Raw genomic sequence first — 16564 nt, 5'->3', positions numbered from 1 at the left:
CGACCAAAAGGTGAAGCGGCGCTCAACCTTCGACCTCCCCTTCAGGCTCGGGGGGTGCGCGAATAGGTTCGCCCCGGGATCAGGTTTCGGCTTGTGGTAAGCCGAAACCTGATGAAGCCAGCGACCTATTCGCGCACCCCCTCGGTGTCCGGCGGAACCACGGCCGGCCGGCTCGGCGAGGTGACGTCGATTCGAGACCCCACCGGGACGCCCTCCCCCAGGAGCGCGACGAGTGCCCTGGCCTTGTCCTCCAGGTCGATCGGGTGTCCCAACCGCACCTCGTGGCCGGGGAGCCTGCCCCACAATTCCGGACCCACCGCTTCGATCCTGATCCCCGGGCCTATCCCTTCGGCAAGGACTCGCGCCATCGCCACCAGGTCCGACCATGCCTCGTCGTCGCTTGCTGCGCCGGGAGCTCGATCGACGGCCGCCACCGCCAGCTGGACGAGCTCGGGAGTGGGCCGCTGCGCCGTGTCGATGACCACACCGTCGGCGGCCACCCGCATCCACCCCGACCGGCCCTGAATCCAGGCCACCGGCTCACGCTCTATCACCTCGACGACGAGTCGATCCGGCCACTCTCGATCCACCCGGACCGCAGCCACCCAGGGGTCCGCCGCCACGGCTCGGGCCACCCGGTCGGTATCGACCCACAACAGGATGGCCCCCTCTCCGATCCCCGACTCTGCGACCCGGCCGGCGGCGCGCGACTGCACGACGCCGAGCACTTCGATGCGCTTCACCGAGAGCAGCGGCGAGTGGAGCAGGATCGCCGCCCCGGCGAGCAACGAGATCGCCAGCATCCACGGCCACGCTACGGCCGACAGCCTGGTTTCGGCGACGCGGTCAGTCATCGAACTCCCCCACGAACCGGATCTCGGGCTCGAGTCTGACTCCTGCCTCCACTTCGACACGGCGCTGAACTGCCCGAACGAGCCGGTGGATGTCATGAGGGGTGGCGTCGTCCCCGGCGACGATGAAGTTAGCGTGACGGTCGCTGATCGCGGCGCCTCCCATCTGCCATCCCTTGAGGCCGAGGGAGTCGATGATCCGGCCGGCCGAGTCCCCTGGGGGGTTCTTGAACACGCTGCCCGCGTTGAGGGTCCCTCCGGGCTGGTTGAGCCGCCGCCACCGGGTGATGTCACGAATCCGCGCCCGCCCTACCGCCGGGTCGACCGCGTCGGTGCGGAAGCGAGCCGAGACCACGAAGTCGCCATCGGTGAGATTGGAGTGTCGGTAGGTGAGGTCCAACGAGTCAGCGGCTCGCACCTCGGCCGTGCCGTCGCCCAGGTCGACGATCCGGACATCGACGAGATGATCGACGGTCTCGGAGCCATGGCAGCCGGCATTCATCCGCACCGCACCGCCGACGCTTCCGGGGATGCCGGTGAAGAACTCGAGCCCGCCGCGGCCAGCGGCGACCGTCTCTCTGGCGAGCACCGGAAGCGGACAGCCGCCTCCGGCGACGACCATACCGTCGTCCACCATCCGTATCTCGGTCAGCTTCCCGCTCGACCTCACGACTACCCCTGGGAAGCCGGCGGCCGCCACGACCACATTGCTGCCCCGTCCGAGCGGGAGGACCGGAAGCGACTCGCGGGTGGCGAGGAGCGCCGCGGCGACCACGTCCTCCTCGTCAGCTACTTCGACGAGGTACGCCGCTGGCCCACCCATCTTGTAGGTGGTGTACCGGGCGAGGCGAACGTCGCGCTGCACCTTTCCCTCGGACTCCAGGCGTGCGATTGGGTCCGTCATCACGAGTCCGCCAGGAGCACCACGAGCTCGTCGGCCACGAGGGTGATGTCGCCGGCCCCGAGCAGGAGGACGAGGGCACCCGGCCGAACCGACCGATGCACGGCGGGGGCCAGCTCCTGCCGGGCAGGCACGTACTCGACGGCGGCACCCGCCCCGGCAGCGGCATCGGCGACCAGGCGACCTGTGATCCCGGGGATCGGAGCCTCCCCGGCGGCGTACACGTCGGTGACGAAGACCCGATCGGCACCGGCGAGGGCAAGACCGAGATCGTGGCCGAGGTCGGCAGTGCGGGTGTAGCGGTGCGGCTGGAAGACGGCGATCACCTCACCGCGGTGCCCCAGGGAAGCGGCGGCGATGGTCGCCGCCACCTCCGTCGGGTGATGGGCGTAGTCATCGACCACCAGGGTGTCGTGGAACACCCCCTTGATCTCGAAGCGGCGTCGCACACCGCCGTAGCGCGACAGGCCCTCGGCGGCAGCGACCACGTCGAGTCCCATCTCACCGAGGAGGGCGAGAACGGCCGCGGCGTTCCTGGCGACGTGATCACCGGGTTTGGGGACCGTGACCGGCACCGGTCCGGTTGGGCCAGCGAGCGTGAAAGCCACCGCGGAGCGCCGATGCTCGATCCCCTCGATCCTCCAGGTGGCGTCAGCAGAGGTCCCGTAGCCCACGACGGATGGCATGGCATCCATGAGCGAGTGCGCCCCAGGGTCGTCGACGCATGCCACGACCGGTCCAGCGACCCGCCCGACGACATCGCGGAAGGCAGCCTCGAGGGCGTCCAGCGTGTGGTAGTGGTCGAGGTGGTCGGCCTCGATGTTGGTGACGGCCAGGGCGGCCAGGTCCAGGCCGCTGAAGGTGCCGAAGGCTTCGTCGGCCTCGAGGACGAGCAGCGGCTCCTGGCCCAGATGGGCGCTGGTGTTCAGGTCGATCAGCTCACCCCCGACGAGGAAGGACGGATCCCTTCCGAGGGCGTGGAGGGCGGTCACCATCATCGCGGTGGTGGTCGTCTTGCCGTGGGTGCCGGTGACCCCGACCGTACGGACTCCGGCGGTCAGGGCGTCGAGGAGCTGCGGTCTCGCCCATACCGGGACCCCGGCGTCGGTGGCGGCCACCAGCTCCGGGTCGGCCTCCGGAACGGCGCTCGAGGCGACGACGAGGTCCCACTCCCCCGCCCGTTCGGGTCGATGCCCCACCCAGGTCTCCACCCCGGCCCCCTCCAGGACGCGAAGCACCGCTGCGGGCTTGATGTCCGAGCCCGTCACCCGGTGGCCGGCCTGGGCGAACATCTTGGCCAGCCCCGACATCCCTGAGCCGGCCACGCCGACCATGTGGATCCGGCGATAGCCGACCAGCTCAGCCACGGGCGGCCTCGAGAAGGATCGATGCGATCTCGCCGGCGGCCCCCGGCCGTGCCAGCCGACGGGCCGATGCGGCCATCGTGCTGAGGCGGTCTGGATCGTGAAGCACGCCGCCGACGATATCCGTGATCCCGGGGAGGTCCTCCTCCTCCACGACGATCGCGCCGCCCACCCCGGCGAGCACAGCGGCGTTGGCGCTCTGGCCGACCCGCCGGAGCGGCACCAGCACGGCCGGAGTGCCCGTGGCGGCGAGCTCGCTCACCGTCATGGCGCCGGCGCGACAGACCACCAGGTCACAGGCGGCGTAGAAGGTGGTGGGATCGTGCTCGTATGCAAGGCGAATCCAACGCCGGTCGTCGGCCGAGGCGGACACCGCCACCTGGGCCTCCGCGGTCTCTCCGGTGATGTGGAGCACCGTCGCCGGAGCGACTGCCTCCACGATGGCGGCGGCGGCGCGGTTGAGCACACGGGCTCCGAGCGAGCCACCGAGGATGCCCACCACCGGACCATCGTCGGAGATCCCGTACCGGGTCCGCGCCGTCGGTCTGAGAACCGACCGGTCGAAGCCGATGAAGCCGGAGCGCAGGGGGTTGCCTACCACGGTGGAACGCGGGAGACGCTCCGCCGGCCCGGGCAGCCCGAGGAACACCCGCTTCGCCCGCCGGGCGGCGAGTCGCGTCGCCAACCCGGGTACGGCGTTCTGCTCCTGGAGAAAGAACGGCGACCCAACTCGGGCGGCCGCCCGCACCGCCGGCACCGAGACATACCCGCCCATGCCCAACACGGCACGCGCCTCGACCCGCTCCATCTCCGCCGCCATCGCCGCAGCGCTTCGGCGCAGTGCCAGCGGGATGGCGAGATTCCGGGGGCTGAGTGACCGTCTGAGCTGGATGAGGCGGAATCCGGTGAAGGCGAAGCCGGCATCGGGCACCAGGGACGCCTCCATGCGATCGCCACCGAAGAAGACCACTTGGCTCCGATCGAGTCCGGCGGCGACCATGGACTCGGCGACCGCTATGGCCGGGATCACATGGCCCCCGGTACCGGCGGCCGCGATGACGATGCTCACCGGCGTGGCCCGACCCCGATGGGTTCCGTGTGGCGAGCGATGCTCACCAGGATGCCCACGCCGATCAGGGACACCACCAGCGCGGTCCCACCGAACGACATGAACGGCAGCGGGACTCCGGTGATGGGAAGCAGGCCGACGACGCCACCGATGTTGACCAGCGCCTGCACACTCAGCCAGGCAGTGATACCGATGGCGGCGAGACGCCCGAACCGGTCCGAGCAGTTCCTGGCGATCATCGTCCCCGCGACGGTCAGGGTGGTGAACAGGGCGACCACGAGCAGGGAACCGGCTAGACCCGTCTCTTCGCCGAGGATGGCGAAGACGAAGTCGGTGTGGGCGTTGGGGAGGTAGGACCACCGGGCCCGACTCGCCCCGAGACCGACCCCGAAGAGGCCGCCCGTGCCCAGAGCGACGAGGCCCTGGATGGCCTGGTAGGAGGAGTGGAACGGGTCGCTCTGGAGGTCCAGGAAGGCGGTCACCCGCTGCCAGCGGTACGGCGCACTGATGGCCCCCACCACGCCGAGGCCGGCGGCACCGATGGCGCTGCCGACGACGTATCCGAACGGCGCGGCGCTGGCCAACATGATGGCGAACGATGCCGCCGCGACCACCACGGTGGTCCCGAAGTCGGGCTGGAGCATGATCAGCCCGATCACCACCCCGGAGGACAGCACGACCGGGACGAGGAAGCTCCAGAAGCCGGCTATCCAGCGCTCGCGCCTGCTCATCACCGTGGCGAGGAGCAGGATGGTCGACAGCTTGGCGGCCTCGGAAGGCTGGACGCTGACCGGCCCCACGGCGAGCCATCGGGTCGCCCCTCCGGACCGCACGCCCACCGCCAGTACGGCGACGAGCAGGGCCACGCTGCAGAAGAACACCGGGAATGCCAGCCGTCGCCACCAGCTCATCGGCATCAACGCCGCCACGACCATGGCGACCACGCCGACGACGAGCCACACCACGTGGCGTTTGAAGTGGTAGAGGCTGTCTCCGGTCTCGCGCAGACCGACCACCGAAGAGGCCGACAGCATGGCGCCGAGGCCCACCACCAGCAGGAGGACGACGGGAACCATCAGGAGTACCACCGCACGGGTGATGCTTTGTTCCCTGCGCTGTGCCTCACGCAGTGCGACCCGCGATGGCACGGCCACGGTAGCCACGGTCACCTCCCCTTCGTCTCGACGGCCAGGCGGGCGAACGTGTCTCCCCGCTCGGCGTACGAGGCGAACATGTCGAAACTCGCCGCTCCGGGAGCCAGCAACACGGTATCGCCGGGCTCGGCGACTTCTGCGGCAATCCGGACCGCTTCTGCCATGTCGACGGCCATCCGGCCGGCACGGCTCGCCGCCACCAGCGCTGGTCCGGCCTCACCGATCCCGATCACCTGGCGGACCCCTGGCTCGGCGGCCAGCGGGGTGAGGTCGAGGCCCTTGGCCCGCCCCCCGGCGATGAGCACCACCGAGCCGAACGACCTGATCGATGCGAGGGCGGCGTGCGGGTTGGTCGCCTTCGAGTCGTCCACCCACCGTACGCCGTCCCACTCGCCGATCAGCTGACGCCGATGGCGGCCCGGGCGATAGGCGCGCGCTGCCCCGGCGATACCATCGGCGGTGGCACCGAGATGGAGAGCGAGGGCGGCGGCGGCGGCGAGGTCGACCAGGAACACGTCGTCGTGACGGCCCAGCTCGTCAGTCGGCACGACGACGTCGCCGAGGCGCAGCGACGATCCCTCCCTACCAAAACCGTCGGCGGTGACTTGGCGCCCGCTCACCGCCACCCGTCGGGCCGTGGCCACCGCGACGGCCGCCGCGGCTCCGGGGTCGTCGCGGTCGTACACCACGATGTCCTCGGGTACCTGGCGCTCCAGGATGCGCTGCTTCGAGGCCACGTAGTGGTCCACGGTGCCGTGCCAGTCGAGGTGATCGGGGGCGACGTTGAGGAGCACGGCCGCGGGCGTGTGAAACCGCTCGACGAACGCCAGTTGGAACGACGACGCTTCGACGACGAGGACGTTGCGCTCCGCCCCTACCTCGGCGCACAGCGGGTTGCCGATGTTCCCGGCGGCGATCGCGTCGAGGCCGGAGGCGACCAGCATCGCCGCCGCCGCCTCGGTGACGGTGGTCTTGCCGTTGGTGGCGGTGACCGCCCCGAGAGGAGTGCGTAGGTGGCGCCAGGCGAGTTCGAGTTCGCTCCACACCGGGAGCTCGGAGGCCAGGGCGGCGGCGAGCGGCGGCGACGCCGGGGAGATGCCCGGGCTGGTCACCACGAGGTCGACCCCATCGAGGAGGCCCGGCAGCCAGTCTCCGCCGTAGTGGGCATCGGCATCGACACCGGCGAGGGCATCGGTGTCGGCGTCGTAGACGACGACCTTCTCCCCGAGGGCGCGCAGCAGGGTGGCCGCGGCCCGCCCGCTCACCGCGGCACCGAGGACCAACACGCTCATCCGATGCCTCCCGACGAGATGAAATCGCCGTAGAATATGCCGAGACCGAGAGCAACGAAGATGGCGGCGAGGATCCAGAACCTCACGATGATCATCGTCTCCGGCCAGCCCTTGAGCTCGAAGTGATGGTGGAGGGGTGCCATCTTGAAGATGCGCCTACCGAACAGTCGGAACGACGCGATCTGCAGCACCACCGACATCATCTCGATCACGTAGAGGCCACAGAGCACGGCGAGGAGCAGGTGGGTGTTGGTGAGCAGCGCCATCGCCGCCATGGCGCCGCCCAACGCCTGAGACCCGGTGTCGCCCATCATGATCTTGGCCGGGGCGGCGCTCCACCACAGGAAGCCGAGTGACGCCCCGACGAGAGCGGCGGCGAGACCTGCGATTTCCAGGGTGTGCACCGTCTCATAGAAGTCGGGATGGCGGAACTGCCAGAAGGCGATGATCAGGAAAGCGCCGAAGACCAGCGCCGCCGACCCCGACGCCAGACCATCGAGCCCATCGGTGAAGTTCACCGCGTTCGCTGTCGCCGTGAGCAGGAACAGGACCCACACGACGTACAGCGCACCGAGCTCGAAGCCCAGCGGCTTGGTGAAGGACAGCTCCGTGTTCACGCCGTAGCCGATGGCAGCCCAGGCGAACAGACCGGCTATGACGAGCTGACCGGCGAACTTCCAGCGTTTCTTGAGTCCTTGATTGCGCTCGCGGGTGACCTTGGAGAGGTCGTCGAGGAACCCGATGAGGCCCATACCGACGAAAGCGAACAGCACCAGCAGTCCCGGCGTCCTGAACGGCCGCCATCCCAGATCCCATGCGCCGCTGGCGTCACGCAAATCGAGGTGACCGACGATCCAACCGGCCACTACCGCCACCATCATCACGAGCCCGCCCATGGTCGGCGTCCCCTGCTTGTGGTCGTGGGCGACCTCGTCCTGGATGAACTGACCGATCTCTCGAGAGCGGAAGTACCGGATGGCGATCGGCGTCCCGGTGAGGGTGATCAGCAACGACACGGCGGCGCTCGCCAGGAGAACGATCATGCTGCGACCTCCGAGACGAGGGCCGCAGCCACCGACTCCAGCCCGGTGGCGCGAGACGCCTTGACCAGCACCACGTCGTGGGGCTCGATGCGATCCGTCAGACAGCGCAGAGCTGCGTCGGCGTCTGCCACGGCGACGGCGATACTCCCGGCCCCGCTGGCGATCCCCGGATCGTCTCCAACCACCACCACCAGCGCAAAACCGAGGCGAGCGGCCAGCTCGCCGACGGCAACGTGCGCCGCCGTCTCGACCGGCCCGAGTTCGTGCATACGACCGAGCACGGCGAGACGGCGACCGGACATGCCGGCAACGGTTCGCAGAGCGGCGGCCATCGACTCGGGGTTGGCGTTGTAGGCGTCGTTGACCACGGTCACCGCAGCGCCGCCGATGGCCCCGCGGGACACTTCCATTCGCCAACGCGACACCCGCGCCGACGCCAGCCGATCCACGGCCGGCCCGAAGTCACGCCCCGCCGCGACGGCGGCGGCAACGGCCGCAGCCGCGTTCGAGACTTGATGACGGCCCGGCACCGGCAGGGTCACCCGCCCCCGCTCCTCGCCGTGGCCCAGGGTGACGGTGGCGCGGCCGAGGTCGTCGACCGTCACCTCGGTGGCGCGGACGTCGGCGCCCTCGCCCTCACCGAAGGTGAGCAGCCTTCGCGGCGGCGGCAGGTGGGAGGCGTCGAGATCCCGGGGCACCACCGCGACGCCGTCGCCCACACCCTCCATGAGCTCCCACTTGGCGCGCAGGACGGTTGCGACGTCACCGAACATCTCGAGATGGGCGGTGCCGACGTTGGTCAGCACGGCGACATCGGGGCGGACCACCGCGGTGAGCGCCGCGATGTGGCCCAGCCCCCGGCTGCCCACCTCGACCACCAGAGCAGTGGCGGCGTCGGGGGTGTCGAGGATCGTCAGGGGGACACCGATCTCGTTGTTGTACGACTCGAGGGCGGCGTGGGTGCAGGGTCCCAGCGCCGCCGCCGCCAGATCCTTGGTGGTGGTCTTGCCACTGCTGCCGGTGATGGCAACGACCGGAATATCGAGCTCTGACCGTCGGGCCGCGGCGAGTGACGAGAGGGCCGACAGCGGGTCGTCCACCTCCACCCCGGAGACGCCGGCAGGGAGCCGACCCCGCTCGACGAGACAGGCGGCGGCACCGGCGGCGACGGCCGCTACCGAGTAGTCGTGCCCGTCGACACGCTCGCCGCGCAGGGCGACGAACAGCGAGCCGGGGCGGATCCGTCGACTGTCGATGTCGACCGACGTCACCACGGCGTCTCCCACAGCGCGACCGCCCGTCATCCGAGCAACGGAGGCGAGATCCCACCTCACAGCGCCCCTGCCTCCTCCCGGACGACGATCCGATCGTCGAACGGAATCACCGTGTCGCCGACCTCCTGGCCGGTCTCGTGCCCTTTGCCCAGCAGGAGTACGACGTCGCCGGGACGAGCCAGCCGAATCGCCTGGCGAATCGCCATCCGGCGATCCACCTCCACGACCACGAACGCGTCGGCTGGGACACCGGCTGCGACCTCGTCGACGATCGCCACCGGATCCTCGGTTCGGGGATTGTCCGAGGTGATGACGGCGACATCGGCAGCGGCGACGGCGGCACCCATGAGCGGACGCTTCGAGCGGTCGCGATCGCCCCCGGCCCCGACGACGGCGACGATCCGGGCGGTCCCGGCAACGATGTCACGGGTGGCGGCGATGGTCGCAGCGATGCCATCGGGCGTGTGGGCGTAATCCACGATCACGGTGAGGTCTCTTCCCGTCTCGACCAGCTCGAAGCGCCCCGGCACGGCGGAGACTGACGAGACGCCAGCTGCGATCGTATCCCACCTCAGGTCGAGTGCACGCCCGATGGCCGCGGCGACGAGGGCGTTGGCCGCGTTGAACCTGCCGGCAAGGGGCACCCGAAGCACTGCACCACCGTCGGAGGCGGTGACCGACATGGTGGTGGCATCGAAGCCGAGCCGGTCCACCACTCCGACCACGTCGGCACTCTCGAAGCCGACGGTGGTCGTGGGCACGCTGGTCTCCGACGCCAGGCGACGGCCCCACTCGTCGCCCACCCACACCACGGCGGTGGCGGCACGCTCGAACAACTGCCGCTTGGCCAGGTAGTAGGACTCCATGTCTCCATGGAGATCGAGGTGATCAGGGCTCAGATTGGTGAAGGCGGCGACAGAGAAGTCGGTGGCATCGACCCGACGCAGCGCCAGGCCATGGGAAGACACCTCCACCGCGGCGATCCTCACGCCGGCGTCCACCATGGTCGACAGCATTCGCTGGAAGTCGGAGGCCTCCGGAGTGGTACGGGCCATCGGGACGGTGGTGTCGACGATCCTCGCCCCCACCGTGCCCGCGTAGGCGCTGCGCACGCCGGCGGCACGGCATATGGCGTGGACCATGTGGGTGACGGTCGTCTTGCCGTTGGTCCCGGTCACCCCGACGAGTCGTAGTCGACCCGAGGGATGGTCGAAGACGCAGTCGGCCAGTTGGGCCAGCGCTCGGCGGGTGTCGTCGACGATCAGTGCCGGCACGCCTTCGGGTATCCGGCCGGGATCCTCGACGCACACCGCCGGGCTCCCGCCGGCGACCGCTTCATCCAGGAACCGATGACCGTCGTGGCGTTCACCACGGAGGGCGACGAAGAGGGTGCCCGGTCCGACGGTCCGCGAGTCGTGGGTGACATCGACGATCTCGAGATCGGATCGATCCGGTGGGTCGGCGCCGACGATCCGGGCCAGCTCGCCGAGCGGCACCGGGTCACGGGGCATTGGGCGGCACTCCGAGCTGGTTGAGCGTGGCCAGGGCGACCCGGGCAAACACCGGGGCAGCGCCCCTGCCTCCGCTGGCGTCGTTGGTGGGGCTGTCGAGGACGACGGCGATCACGACGCGCGGATTGTCGATCGGGGCGACTCCGATGAAGCTGGCGACCACGTCGCTGTCGCTGTATCGCTGGAGCTCGAAGTCGTACCGCTCTGTCGTCCCCGTCTTTCCCCCAACCCGATGGCCGGGAACGGCGGCGCGGGTTCCCGTGCCGCGATCGACCACGGCTTCGAGCATGGCGAGCAGTATCTCCGCCGTTTCAGAGGACACGACGCGACGCTCGGAGGGCAGGGTGGGCCGGCTGGCTCCATCACCGTCTATCACCTCTCGAACCAGGTGGGGCTGTATCCAGACCCCGTCGTTGGCGATGGCGGCGTACACCATCGCCATCTGCAGCAGTGTCACCGAGACGCGGTAGCCGATGGAGGTGCCGGCGAGGCAGGTGGTCACACACCACTCCTCCGGTGGGCGTAACAAACCGCTCGGCTCCCCCGGATAGTCGATGCCGGTGGCGCGTCCCGCACCGAAGGCGTCGAGATACCGGTGCAGCGTGGTGGCACCGATGCGCTCTCCGATAAGGATCGTCCCGAGGTTCGACGAGTTGGTGACGATCTCGGTGACCGTGTGCGGGCCGAGCATGTCGATGGAATCCTCGAAGGTCGTGTCGTGTCGCTCGATGCGCTCAGGGATGTCGAAGTAGGTGGCGGCGGTCACCGAGCCGCTGTCGATGGCAGCGGCGATGGTAACGATCTTCTGCGTGGACCCCGGCTCGAACACGTCGGTGACCGCCCGGTTGCGCAGCGCATCGGAGACCAGCGTACGGCGGTCGTTCGGGTCGAAGGCGGGGGCGTTGACCATGGCGAGGATCTCGCCGGTTGCGACATCCACCACGAGCACCGAGCCGGCCGCCGAGCCGGTGCGCTCCATCGCATCGGACAGGGCCTGCTCGGCCTCGTACTGGATCTCGGACACGATGGTGAGCACCAGGTCGCTCCCCGGCTCGGCGGGGACCACGTCGTAGCTGCCCAGGGGGATCACCCGGCCCTGTGGATCGCGTTCGACGAGGAGTGCGCCGGGGGTTCCGGCCAACGCTTCGTCATACTGCAGCTCGATGCCCTCCAGACCCCGGTTCTCGTCGCTCTGGACGAAGCCGACGACGTGGGCGGCGAGATCGCCGAGGGGGTAGACCCGCTTGGGTTCCACGAGGAAGTGGATCCCGGGCAGATCTGCTTCACGGATCGGCTCGGCGATGGCCTCGTCGACCTGGCGGGCCACGTAGACGAAGTGGGTGTCGCCCTGGAACGCCTCGTACAACTCGCCGGGATCCCGCCCGACGAGCGGAGCAATCCGCCAGGCGACCTCACCCCGATCGGGCATCTCCGTCGGATTGGCCACGATGGTGACCGCGTCGACCGTCACCGCCAGTTCGCGGCCATTCGCGTCGAAGATCGTGCCCCGGTCGGCGGCGAGGGTTTGGCTGCTGAGCCACTGGCTGCGACCGCGGTCGGCGAACTCCTCGGCCTGCGCTCCCTGGACGATGGTCAGCCGGTAGCCAACGGATCCCCAGGCGACGACGAGCAGGATCCCGACGGCCACGAGCCGGGTCTCCAGGCCGCGACGCGGCTGCTCGTACATGACCCAGTCCTCCTCACCTCGGCGCCGGCGCCGGCGCCCTGACGACCATGCCTACGGCTGGGCACTCAGCAGCAGCTTGAGGTTCGCCCAGCGCTCTTCGACGCCGAACCCCGACGACCCGAGCCGCGGGACACTCACCACCCGGACTTCCTCCGGGTACACCATCCCCATACTGCGTGCCATCCGGGCGATCCTGGCTGGGTCCCTGAGCTCGGCGACGTCCATGCGGAGCTCCCAGTAGCGGGCTTCCTCGGTGGCGATCGCTCCCTCGAGGTCCTCCATGACGAAGGCATGGCGATCGAGTGCGATCCGGGAGAGCACCAGCAGGAGGAACAGGGCGCACCCTGCGATCGACAGCAGGACCCAGTGGGCGATGCGGCGTCGCCTGGTGTGGGGCCCGACGACCACGTGGAAGTCGCCGCGCAGGGGCACGGCGCGCAGCCCGGCGTGCGAACGAGCCACCATCAGACCCGCTCCACCGCTCTGAGCCGGGCGCTGCGGGCACGCGGATTGGTCTCCACCTCTTCGGACGACGGTCGAACCGCACCACGGGTGATGATCCGGAACTCGGGCTCGCGCCCGCACCCACACACCGGGAAGTCAGGCGGACAGACACAGCCGCGGGCACCGGCGACGAACCGGCGCTTGACCACCCGATCCTCCAGCGAGTGATAGGAAATCACGACCAGCCGACCTCCTGGTCGCAACAGCCGCATGAGGACGTCGAGACCATCGGCCAGAGCCGCCAGCTCGTCGTTGACGGCGACTCGGATGGCCTGGAACGTCCGGCGAGCCGGATGGCCGCGATCGCGGGATCGGGCAGGCACCGCGTCGGCCACGACCGCGGCGAGCTCGCCGGTGTCGCCGATCGGTCGATTGCGGACGATGGCCGCAGCGATACGGCCGGCGTGACGATCCTCGCCGAAGCGTCTGATGATCCCGGCGAGGTCCTCATGCGACCAGCGATTGACGACATCGTCGGCGCTGATGGTCGAGTCCGGGCCCATCCGCATGTCGAGAGGGCCGGCGACTCGATACGAGAAGCCTCGCTCCCCCACGTCGAGCTGATGTGACGAGACTCCGAGGTCCAGGACGGCTCCATCGATCTCATTGATCTCCTCCTCCTCGAGTATCCGGTCGGCCTGTCTGAAGTCGGCGAGGTGAAAGCGGACGCGTGGCCCGAGGTCGACGGCGTTGCTCGCCGCGTCGGGATCCCGATCCAGGGCGATGATCTGAGGGCCGGTCTTCGCGGCGAGGAGGGCGCGCGTGTGCCCGCCGCCCCCGAAGGTTCCGTCGACGATCACCCGTTCCCAGGCAGGGACGAGCAGATCGACGACCTCGGCGGCCATCACCGGCTGGTGGTACGTGCTCCGCTCCATGGTCAGCCCTCCGGAGCGCTGGCGACAAATCGGAACCGGGCGGTAGGGGCATTCGATCTGTCATCCGGAGGGCTGACCATGTCTCGGAACACACGATTCACATTCCTTCGCCGTCGAAGGCTTCTTCGAGGTCGGCGAAGGACCTGTCGGCTTCGCCGGCCATCTCGTTCCACGCATCGAGGGCCCAGACCTCGATGCGATCGCCGACGCCGAGCACCACGACCTCGCGGTCGATCCCGGCGTACTCGCGCAGGGTGGCGGGAATGACCAAGCGTCCCTGCTTGTCGAGGGTCTGATCGCTGGCCCCACCAAAGAAGGACCGTGCGTAGTTGCGGTTCTTCAGGTTGCTGCGCGGAAGGCTGTTGACCCGGTCGACCTCCTCGGTCCACCTATCGAGCGTGAAGACGTACAGGGTGCGGTCCTGGCCCTTGGTGAGGACCAGGCCAGGGGCGAGGGCGGCGCGGTGCTTGGCGGGCAGCACGAGGCGGCCCTTCTCGTCCACGCTGTGGCGATATTCGCCGTTGAACACGTCTCCATCACCTTTCCGACCCCGCCGATCCCCAGAGCAGCGAGGTCGCAGCAGCAGGGAGGCGCACCTCCCCGGTTCTCCACGAAGCCCCACTATGCCCCACTACACACCCACTGTCAACCACTTTCCCCCCCAAACGCGCCACCCGGCTCCGCGATGCGCCACCGGGTACCACCGCCAACCACCAACTCGATCGCGCAAAAGGGCTGTCGATGGGATGGAAGGCGGCCGGAGTGCTAAGCGGGCCGCGTGCGGCGCGGTAGCCTCCTCAGGTGCTCGACGGCCGTCGGATTCTCGTCACCGGTGCCTCGTCCGGGATCGGACGCGGTCTCTCCGAGGTCTATGCCGCGGCGGGCGCCACCGTGTGGGGGGTGGGACGCGACCCGGATCGGCTCGACGAGACCGCGCGGGCGTGCCCCGATGGTGCCTTCATCGCGGTGCGTGCCGACCTCACCGCACCGGATGGGCCCAAGACCGTCTTCGACTCACTGGATGGTTCCCCACTCGATGTCGTGGTCCACGCCGCCGGCCTCCTCGGCCCGGCCAACACGACGCTGGCCGACTACCCCGACGACGCTTGGGAGCAGGTGTTCGCCGTCAACCTCACCGCGGTGCAGCACCTACACCGTGCCGTCCTCCCCGCCCTCGACTCGGGCCGCCGCCCGGCGGTGATCGCCCTGTCGAGCACCGTGGGACGAGAGGCGCGCGCCGGCTGGGGGGCGTACGCCATCTCCAAGCACGCGTTGGAGGCGTGGGTGGCCACCCTGGCGCTCGAATGGAGCGGACGCGCCTACTCGGTCAACCCAGGGGCCACCCGGACCCCGATGCGTGCTGCAGCGGCACCCGGGGAAGATCCGATGACCCTTCCCACACCGCAGGACATCTCACCGGTCTTCCTGCGCCTGGCCCGCAGCGACGCCGACGAACCCTCGGGCGGTCGGTACGACGCCAGGGATCACCTGGACGGCTGATTAGGCCCGCGTCGAGGGCGCACCCGTCGCCCGGCCCCCGGTGCGCCAGCGCCGCCATGCCCATCCCAGCACCGGTCCGAACAGGGCGCCCCCGAAGAAGATGGAGAACATGACGATCCATCCCGGCGCCGTCCACGAAAACCCCGCCCACACCACCGTGAGCGACTCGGTGTTCGAGCCGATCAGGATGGCGATCGGGGTCAGGATCAGCACGGCGAGGAGCAGCGGGCCGGCCCAGCGCTTCGACGGACGGTCCCCGGCCCCATCTGTCGCCATGGGCTGGGTGGATGACTGATCGCTCACGATGCACCTCCGGCTCGACGGGCGCTTACCGACCAGTGAGAGTAGCCAACGTCGTCGGACCGAGCCGGTCTGCATTATCGTCCCGTGCTGCGATGGCGCATGCGCTGGTTCTCAACGCGACCTACGAACCGCTGTCGGTGGTACCGACACGGCGGGCGATCGTGCTCGTCGTGCGGGAGAAAGCGGTGCTGGTCCACGCGCGCCAGGAGATGTGGGCCTCGGAGCGGCTGACCGTCCCGGCGCCGAGCGTCATCCGACTCACCAGGTACGTGCGGGTCCCCTACCACCGACGCACCCCGCTGAGTCGCCGAGCCGTCTTCGCCCGGGATCTCGGACGATGCCAGTACTGCGGACGATCCGCCGAGAACCTCGACCACGTGGTACCGAGATCCCGCGGCGGGGATCACTCATGGGAGAACGTCGTCGCTTCATGCCGACGATGCAACACCCGCAAGGGTGACCGGACTCCGGAAGAGGCGGGCATGGATCTCGACCGGTCGCCGAGGCCACCCCGTGCCCACGGTTGGCTCCTCATCGGACTCACCTCGGCCCCGCACCCCACGTGGGTCGAGTACCTGGGAGTGGCGGTCTAAGGGGGTGAGCGAATAGGCTCGCCCCCTAGCCGATCGTCAGGAGGCGGCGCGGCGTTCGGCGTCGTCGGCGGCGATGATCTGCACCAGCACGTCACCGTCCGGGGCGATGGCGGCGTCGCTGGGGGGCGCCGCCATCGGGACCGACGGCTCGGTGAGCTGTTCGAGGACCTCGCGCATCGCGTCACGCCGCACGTCCAATCCCCCACCACCGAGCACGCTCCCGTCCTCGGGTCGGGTGCTGAGCACCTGCACCCCGCGACGCCTCAGGTCCCAGAGGGCGAGTTCCTGCGCAGCGGCCTCGTCAGAGATCGTGTCGAGACCGGCGACCACGACGGCATCGACGGCGCCGGCAGCGATCACCCCGAGCAGGCTCAGGTAGCCATCGCGACCGGTGGCGTGACCCGACTGCCGCAGGTCCTGACAGACGGCCACCATGAGGAGGGCCCGTTCGGAGCAGTAGCGACGCAGATCCTCGTTCTGGGCGAATGCCGTTCGAAATCGGTCGGCATCCGCCGACTCACGCACGTACCCCGCTACCCGCATCAGGTCAGGATAGGCGCGGGAATAGGACGCTCAGCGTGATGATCTAGGGGGTGCGCGAATAGGCTCGCCCCGGGATCAGGTTTCGGCTTGTGGCAAGCCG

At 69.4% G+C, this 16564-nt stretch carries 17 protein-coding genes; 2 read left to right on the top strand and 15 right to left on the bottom strand.

The genetic code is table 11. The annotated features are described in order from the left end of the window. Positions 1-125: 125 nt before the first annotated feature. The 13 genes from WEA29_06440 to mraZ all read right to left on the bottom strand — a co-directional run bounded on the left by WEA29_06440 (position 126) and on the right by mraZ (position 14054). Positions 126-854, bottom strand: a complete 729-nt coding sequence (locus WEA29_06440; protein MEX2323394.1) for an FtsQ-type POTRA domain-containing protein — start codon at positions 852-854, stop codon at positions 126-128. Beyond that, positions 847-1755 (bottom strand): UDP-N-acetylmuramate dehydrogenase, encoded by a 909-nt coding sequence (gene murB / locus WEA29_06435; GenBank protein MEX2323393.1) that lies wholly within the window; start codon positions 1753-1755, stop codon positions 847-849. The genes WEA29_06440 and murB overlap by 8 nt, the downstream gene beginning before the upstream one ends. Continuing rightward, positions 1755-3119, bottom strand: coding sequence for a UDP-N-acetylmuramate--L-alanine ligase (gene murC, locus WEA29_06430; GenBank protein ID MEX2323392.1), 1365 nt, complete (start codon positions 3117-3119; stop codon positions 1755-1757). The genes murB and murC overlap by 1 nt, the downstream gene beginning before the upstream one ends. Then, positions 3112-4185 (bottom strand): UDP-N-acetylglucosamine--N-acetylmuramyl-(pentapeptide) pyrophosphoryl-undecaprenol N-acetylglucosamine transferase, encoded by a 1074-nt coding sequence (locus tag WEA29_06425; GenBank protein ID MEX2323391.1) that lies wholly within the window; start codon positions 4183-4185, stop codon positions 3112-3114. The genes murC and WEA29_06425 overlap by 8 nt, the downstream gene beginning before the upstream one ends. Beyond that, on the bottom strand, positions 4182-5354 hold the full coding sequence (ftsW, locus tag WEA29_06420; protein MEX2323390.1) for a putative lipid II flippase FtsW: 1173 nt from the start codon (positions 5352-5354) through the stop codon (positions 4182-4184). Before ftsW ends, WEA29_06425 begins: the two co-directional genes overlap by 4 nt. Further along, positions 5351-6631, bottom strand: a complete 1281-nt coding sequence (gene murD / locus WEA29_06415) for a UDP-N-acetylmuramoyl-L-alanine--D-glutamate ligase (GenBank protein ID MEX2323389.1) — start codon at positions 6629-6631, stop codon at positions 5351-5353. Before murD ends, ftsW begins: the two co-directional genes overlap by 4 nt. Continuing rightward, positions 6628-7674 carry a phospho-N-acetylmuramoyl-pentapeptide-transferase gene (gene mraY / locus WEA29_06410; GenBank protein ID MEX2323388.1) on the bottom strand — a complete coding sequence of 349 codons (1047 nt, stop codon included), beginning with the start codon at positions 7672-7674 and terminating at the stop codon, positions 6628-6630. Before mraY ends, murD begins: the two co-directional genes overlap by 4 nt. Continuing rightward, positions 7671-9008 (bottom strand): UDP-N-acetylmuramoyl-tripeptide--D-alanyl-D-alanine ligase, encoded by a 1338-nt coding sequence (gene murF / locus WEA29_06405; protein ID MEX2323387.1) that lies wholly within the window; start codon positions 9006-9008, stop codon positions 7671-7673. Before murF ends, mraY begins: the two co-directional genes overlap by 4 nt. Continuing rightward, complete coding sequence (locus WEA29_06400; protein ID MEX2323386.1) at positions 9005-10459, bottom strand: UDP-N-acetylmuramoyl-L-alanyl-D-glutamate--2,6-diaminopimelate ligase; 1455 nt, start codon at positions 10457-10459, stop codon at positions 9005-9007. Before WEA29_06400 ends, murF begins: the two co-directional genes overlap by 4 nt. Continuing rightward, on the bottom strand, positions 10449-12146 hold the full coding sequence (locus tag WEA29_06395) for a penicillin-binding protein 2 (protein MEX2323385.1): 1698 nt from the start codon (positions 12144-12146) through the stop codon (positions 10449-10451). Before WEA29_06395 ends, WEA29_06400 begins: the two co-directional genes overlap by 11 nt. Positions 12147-12197: 51 nt before the next feature. Beyond that, a complete protein-coding gene (locus tag WEA29_06390; GenBank protein ID MEX2323384.1) occupies positions 12198-12611 on the bottom strand; it encodes a hypothetical protein in 414 nt (137 codons plus the stop codon). Further along, the gene (gene rsmH / locus WEA29_06385; GenBank protein ID MEX2323383.1) at positions 12611-13525 is read right to left on the bottom strand and encodes a 16S rRNA (cytosine(1402)-N(4))-methyltransferase RsmH; all 915 of its coding nucleotides are present in this window, start codon (positions 13523-13525) and stop codon (positions 12611-12613) included. The genes WEA29_06390 and rsmH overlap by 1 nt, the downstream gene beginning before the upstream one ends. A 97-nt stretch (positions 13526-13622) precedes the next feature. After that, positions 13623-14054: a division/cell wall cluster transcriptional repressor MraZ gene (gene mraZ, locus WEA29_06380; protein MEX2323382.1), complete on the bottom strand. Its 432-nt coding sequence runs from the start codon at positions 14052-14054 to the stop codon at positions 13623-13625. A gap of 272 nt (positions 14055-14326) precedes the next feature. Between mraZ and WEA29_06375 the strand changes: the two genes are divergently transcribed. After that, complete coding sequence (locus WEA29_06375) at positions 14327-15025, top strand: SDR family NAD(P)-dependent oxidoreductase (protein ID MEX2323381.1); 699 nt, start codon at positions 14327-14329, stop codon at positions 15023-15025. Here WEA29_06375 and WEA29_06370 read toward each other — a convergent pair whose 3' ends face one another. Next, positions 15026-15328, bottom strand: coding sequence for a hypothetical protein (locus tag WEA29_06370; protein MEX2323380.1), 303 nt, complete (start codon positions 15326-15328; stop codon positions 15026-15028). It lies immediately after the preceding gene. Between the two features lie 92 nt (positions 15329-15420). Between WEA29_06370 and WEA29_06365 the strand changes: the two genes are divergently transcribed. Beyond that, entirely contained in the window at positions 15421-15921 is a 501-nt protein-coding gene (locus tag WEA29_06365) for an HNH endonuclease (protein ID MEX2323379.1), read from the top strand. A 36-nt stretch (positions 15922-15957) separates the two neighbouring features. On the opposite strand, the gene WEA29_06360 is transcribed toward WEA29_06365, so the two are convergent. Next, positions 15958-16464 carry a recombinase family protein gene (locus WEA29_06360; GenBank protein MEX2323378.1) on the bottom strand — a complete coding sequence of 169 codons (507 nt, stop codon included), beginning with the start codon at positions 16462-16464 and terminating at the stop codon, positions 15958-15960. Between the last annotated feature and the right edge of the window lie 100 nt (positions 16465-16564).

Source organism: Acidimicrobiia bacterium (assembly GCA_040902765.1).
Taxonomy (GTDB): domain Bacteria; phylum Actinomycetota; class Acidimicrobiia; order Spongiisociales; family UBA11373; genus DATKBG01.
Note: the sequence above shows the minus strand (reverse complement) of the source record. Positions and strands in the feature narration are given on the sequence as shown.

Bases quoted from the DNA above. Each gene is read 5' to 3' on its own strand.
- WEA29_06440 (MEX2323394.1), bottom strand. From the start codon at position 854: ATGACTGACCGCGTCGCCGAAACCAGGCTGTCGGCCGTAGCGTGGCCG.
- murB (MEX2323393.1), bottom strand. From the start codon at position 1,755: ATGACGGACCCAATCGCACGCCTGGAGTCCGAGGGAAAGGTGCAGCGC.
- murD (MEX2323389.1), bottom strand. From the start codon at position 6,631: ATGAGCGTGTTGGTCCTCGGTGCCGCGGTGAGCGGGCGGGCCGCGGCC.
- mraY (MEX2323388.1), bottom strand. From the start codon at position 7,674: ATGATCGTTCTCCTGGCGAGCGCCGCCGTGTCGTTGCTGATCACCCTC.
- WEA29_06400 (MEX2323386.1), bottom strand. From the start codon at position 10,459: ATGCCCCGTGACCCGGTGCCGCTCGGCGAGCTGGCCCGGATCGTCGGC.
- WEA29_06395 (MEX2323385.1), bottom strand. From the start codon at position 12,146: ATGTACGAGCAGCCGCGTCGCGGCCTGGAGACCCGGCTCGTGGCCGTC.
- WEA29_06390 (MEX2323384.1), bottom strand. From the start codon at position 12,611: ATGGTGGCTCGTTCGCACGCCGGGCTGCGCGCCGTGCCCCTGCGCGGC.
- rsmH (MEX2323383.1), bottom strand. From the start codon at position 13,525: ATGGAGCGGAGCACGTACCACCAGCCGGTGATGGCCGCCGAGGTCGTC.
- WEA29_06365 (MEX2323379.1), top strand. From the start codon at position 15,421: ATGGCGCATGCGCTGGTTCTCAACGCGACCTACGAACCGCTGTCGGTG.
- WEA29_06360 (MEX2323378.1), bottom strand. From the start codon at position 16,464: ATGCGGGTAGCGGGGTACGTGCGTGAGTCGGCGGATGCCGACCGATTT.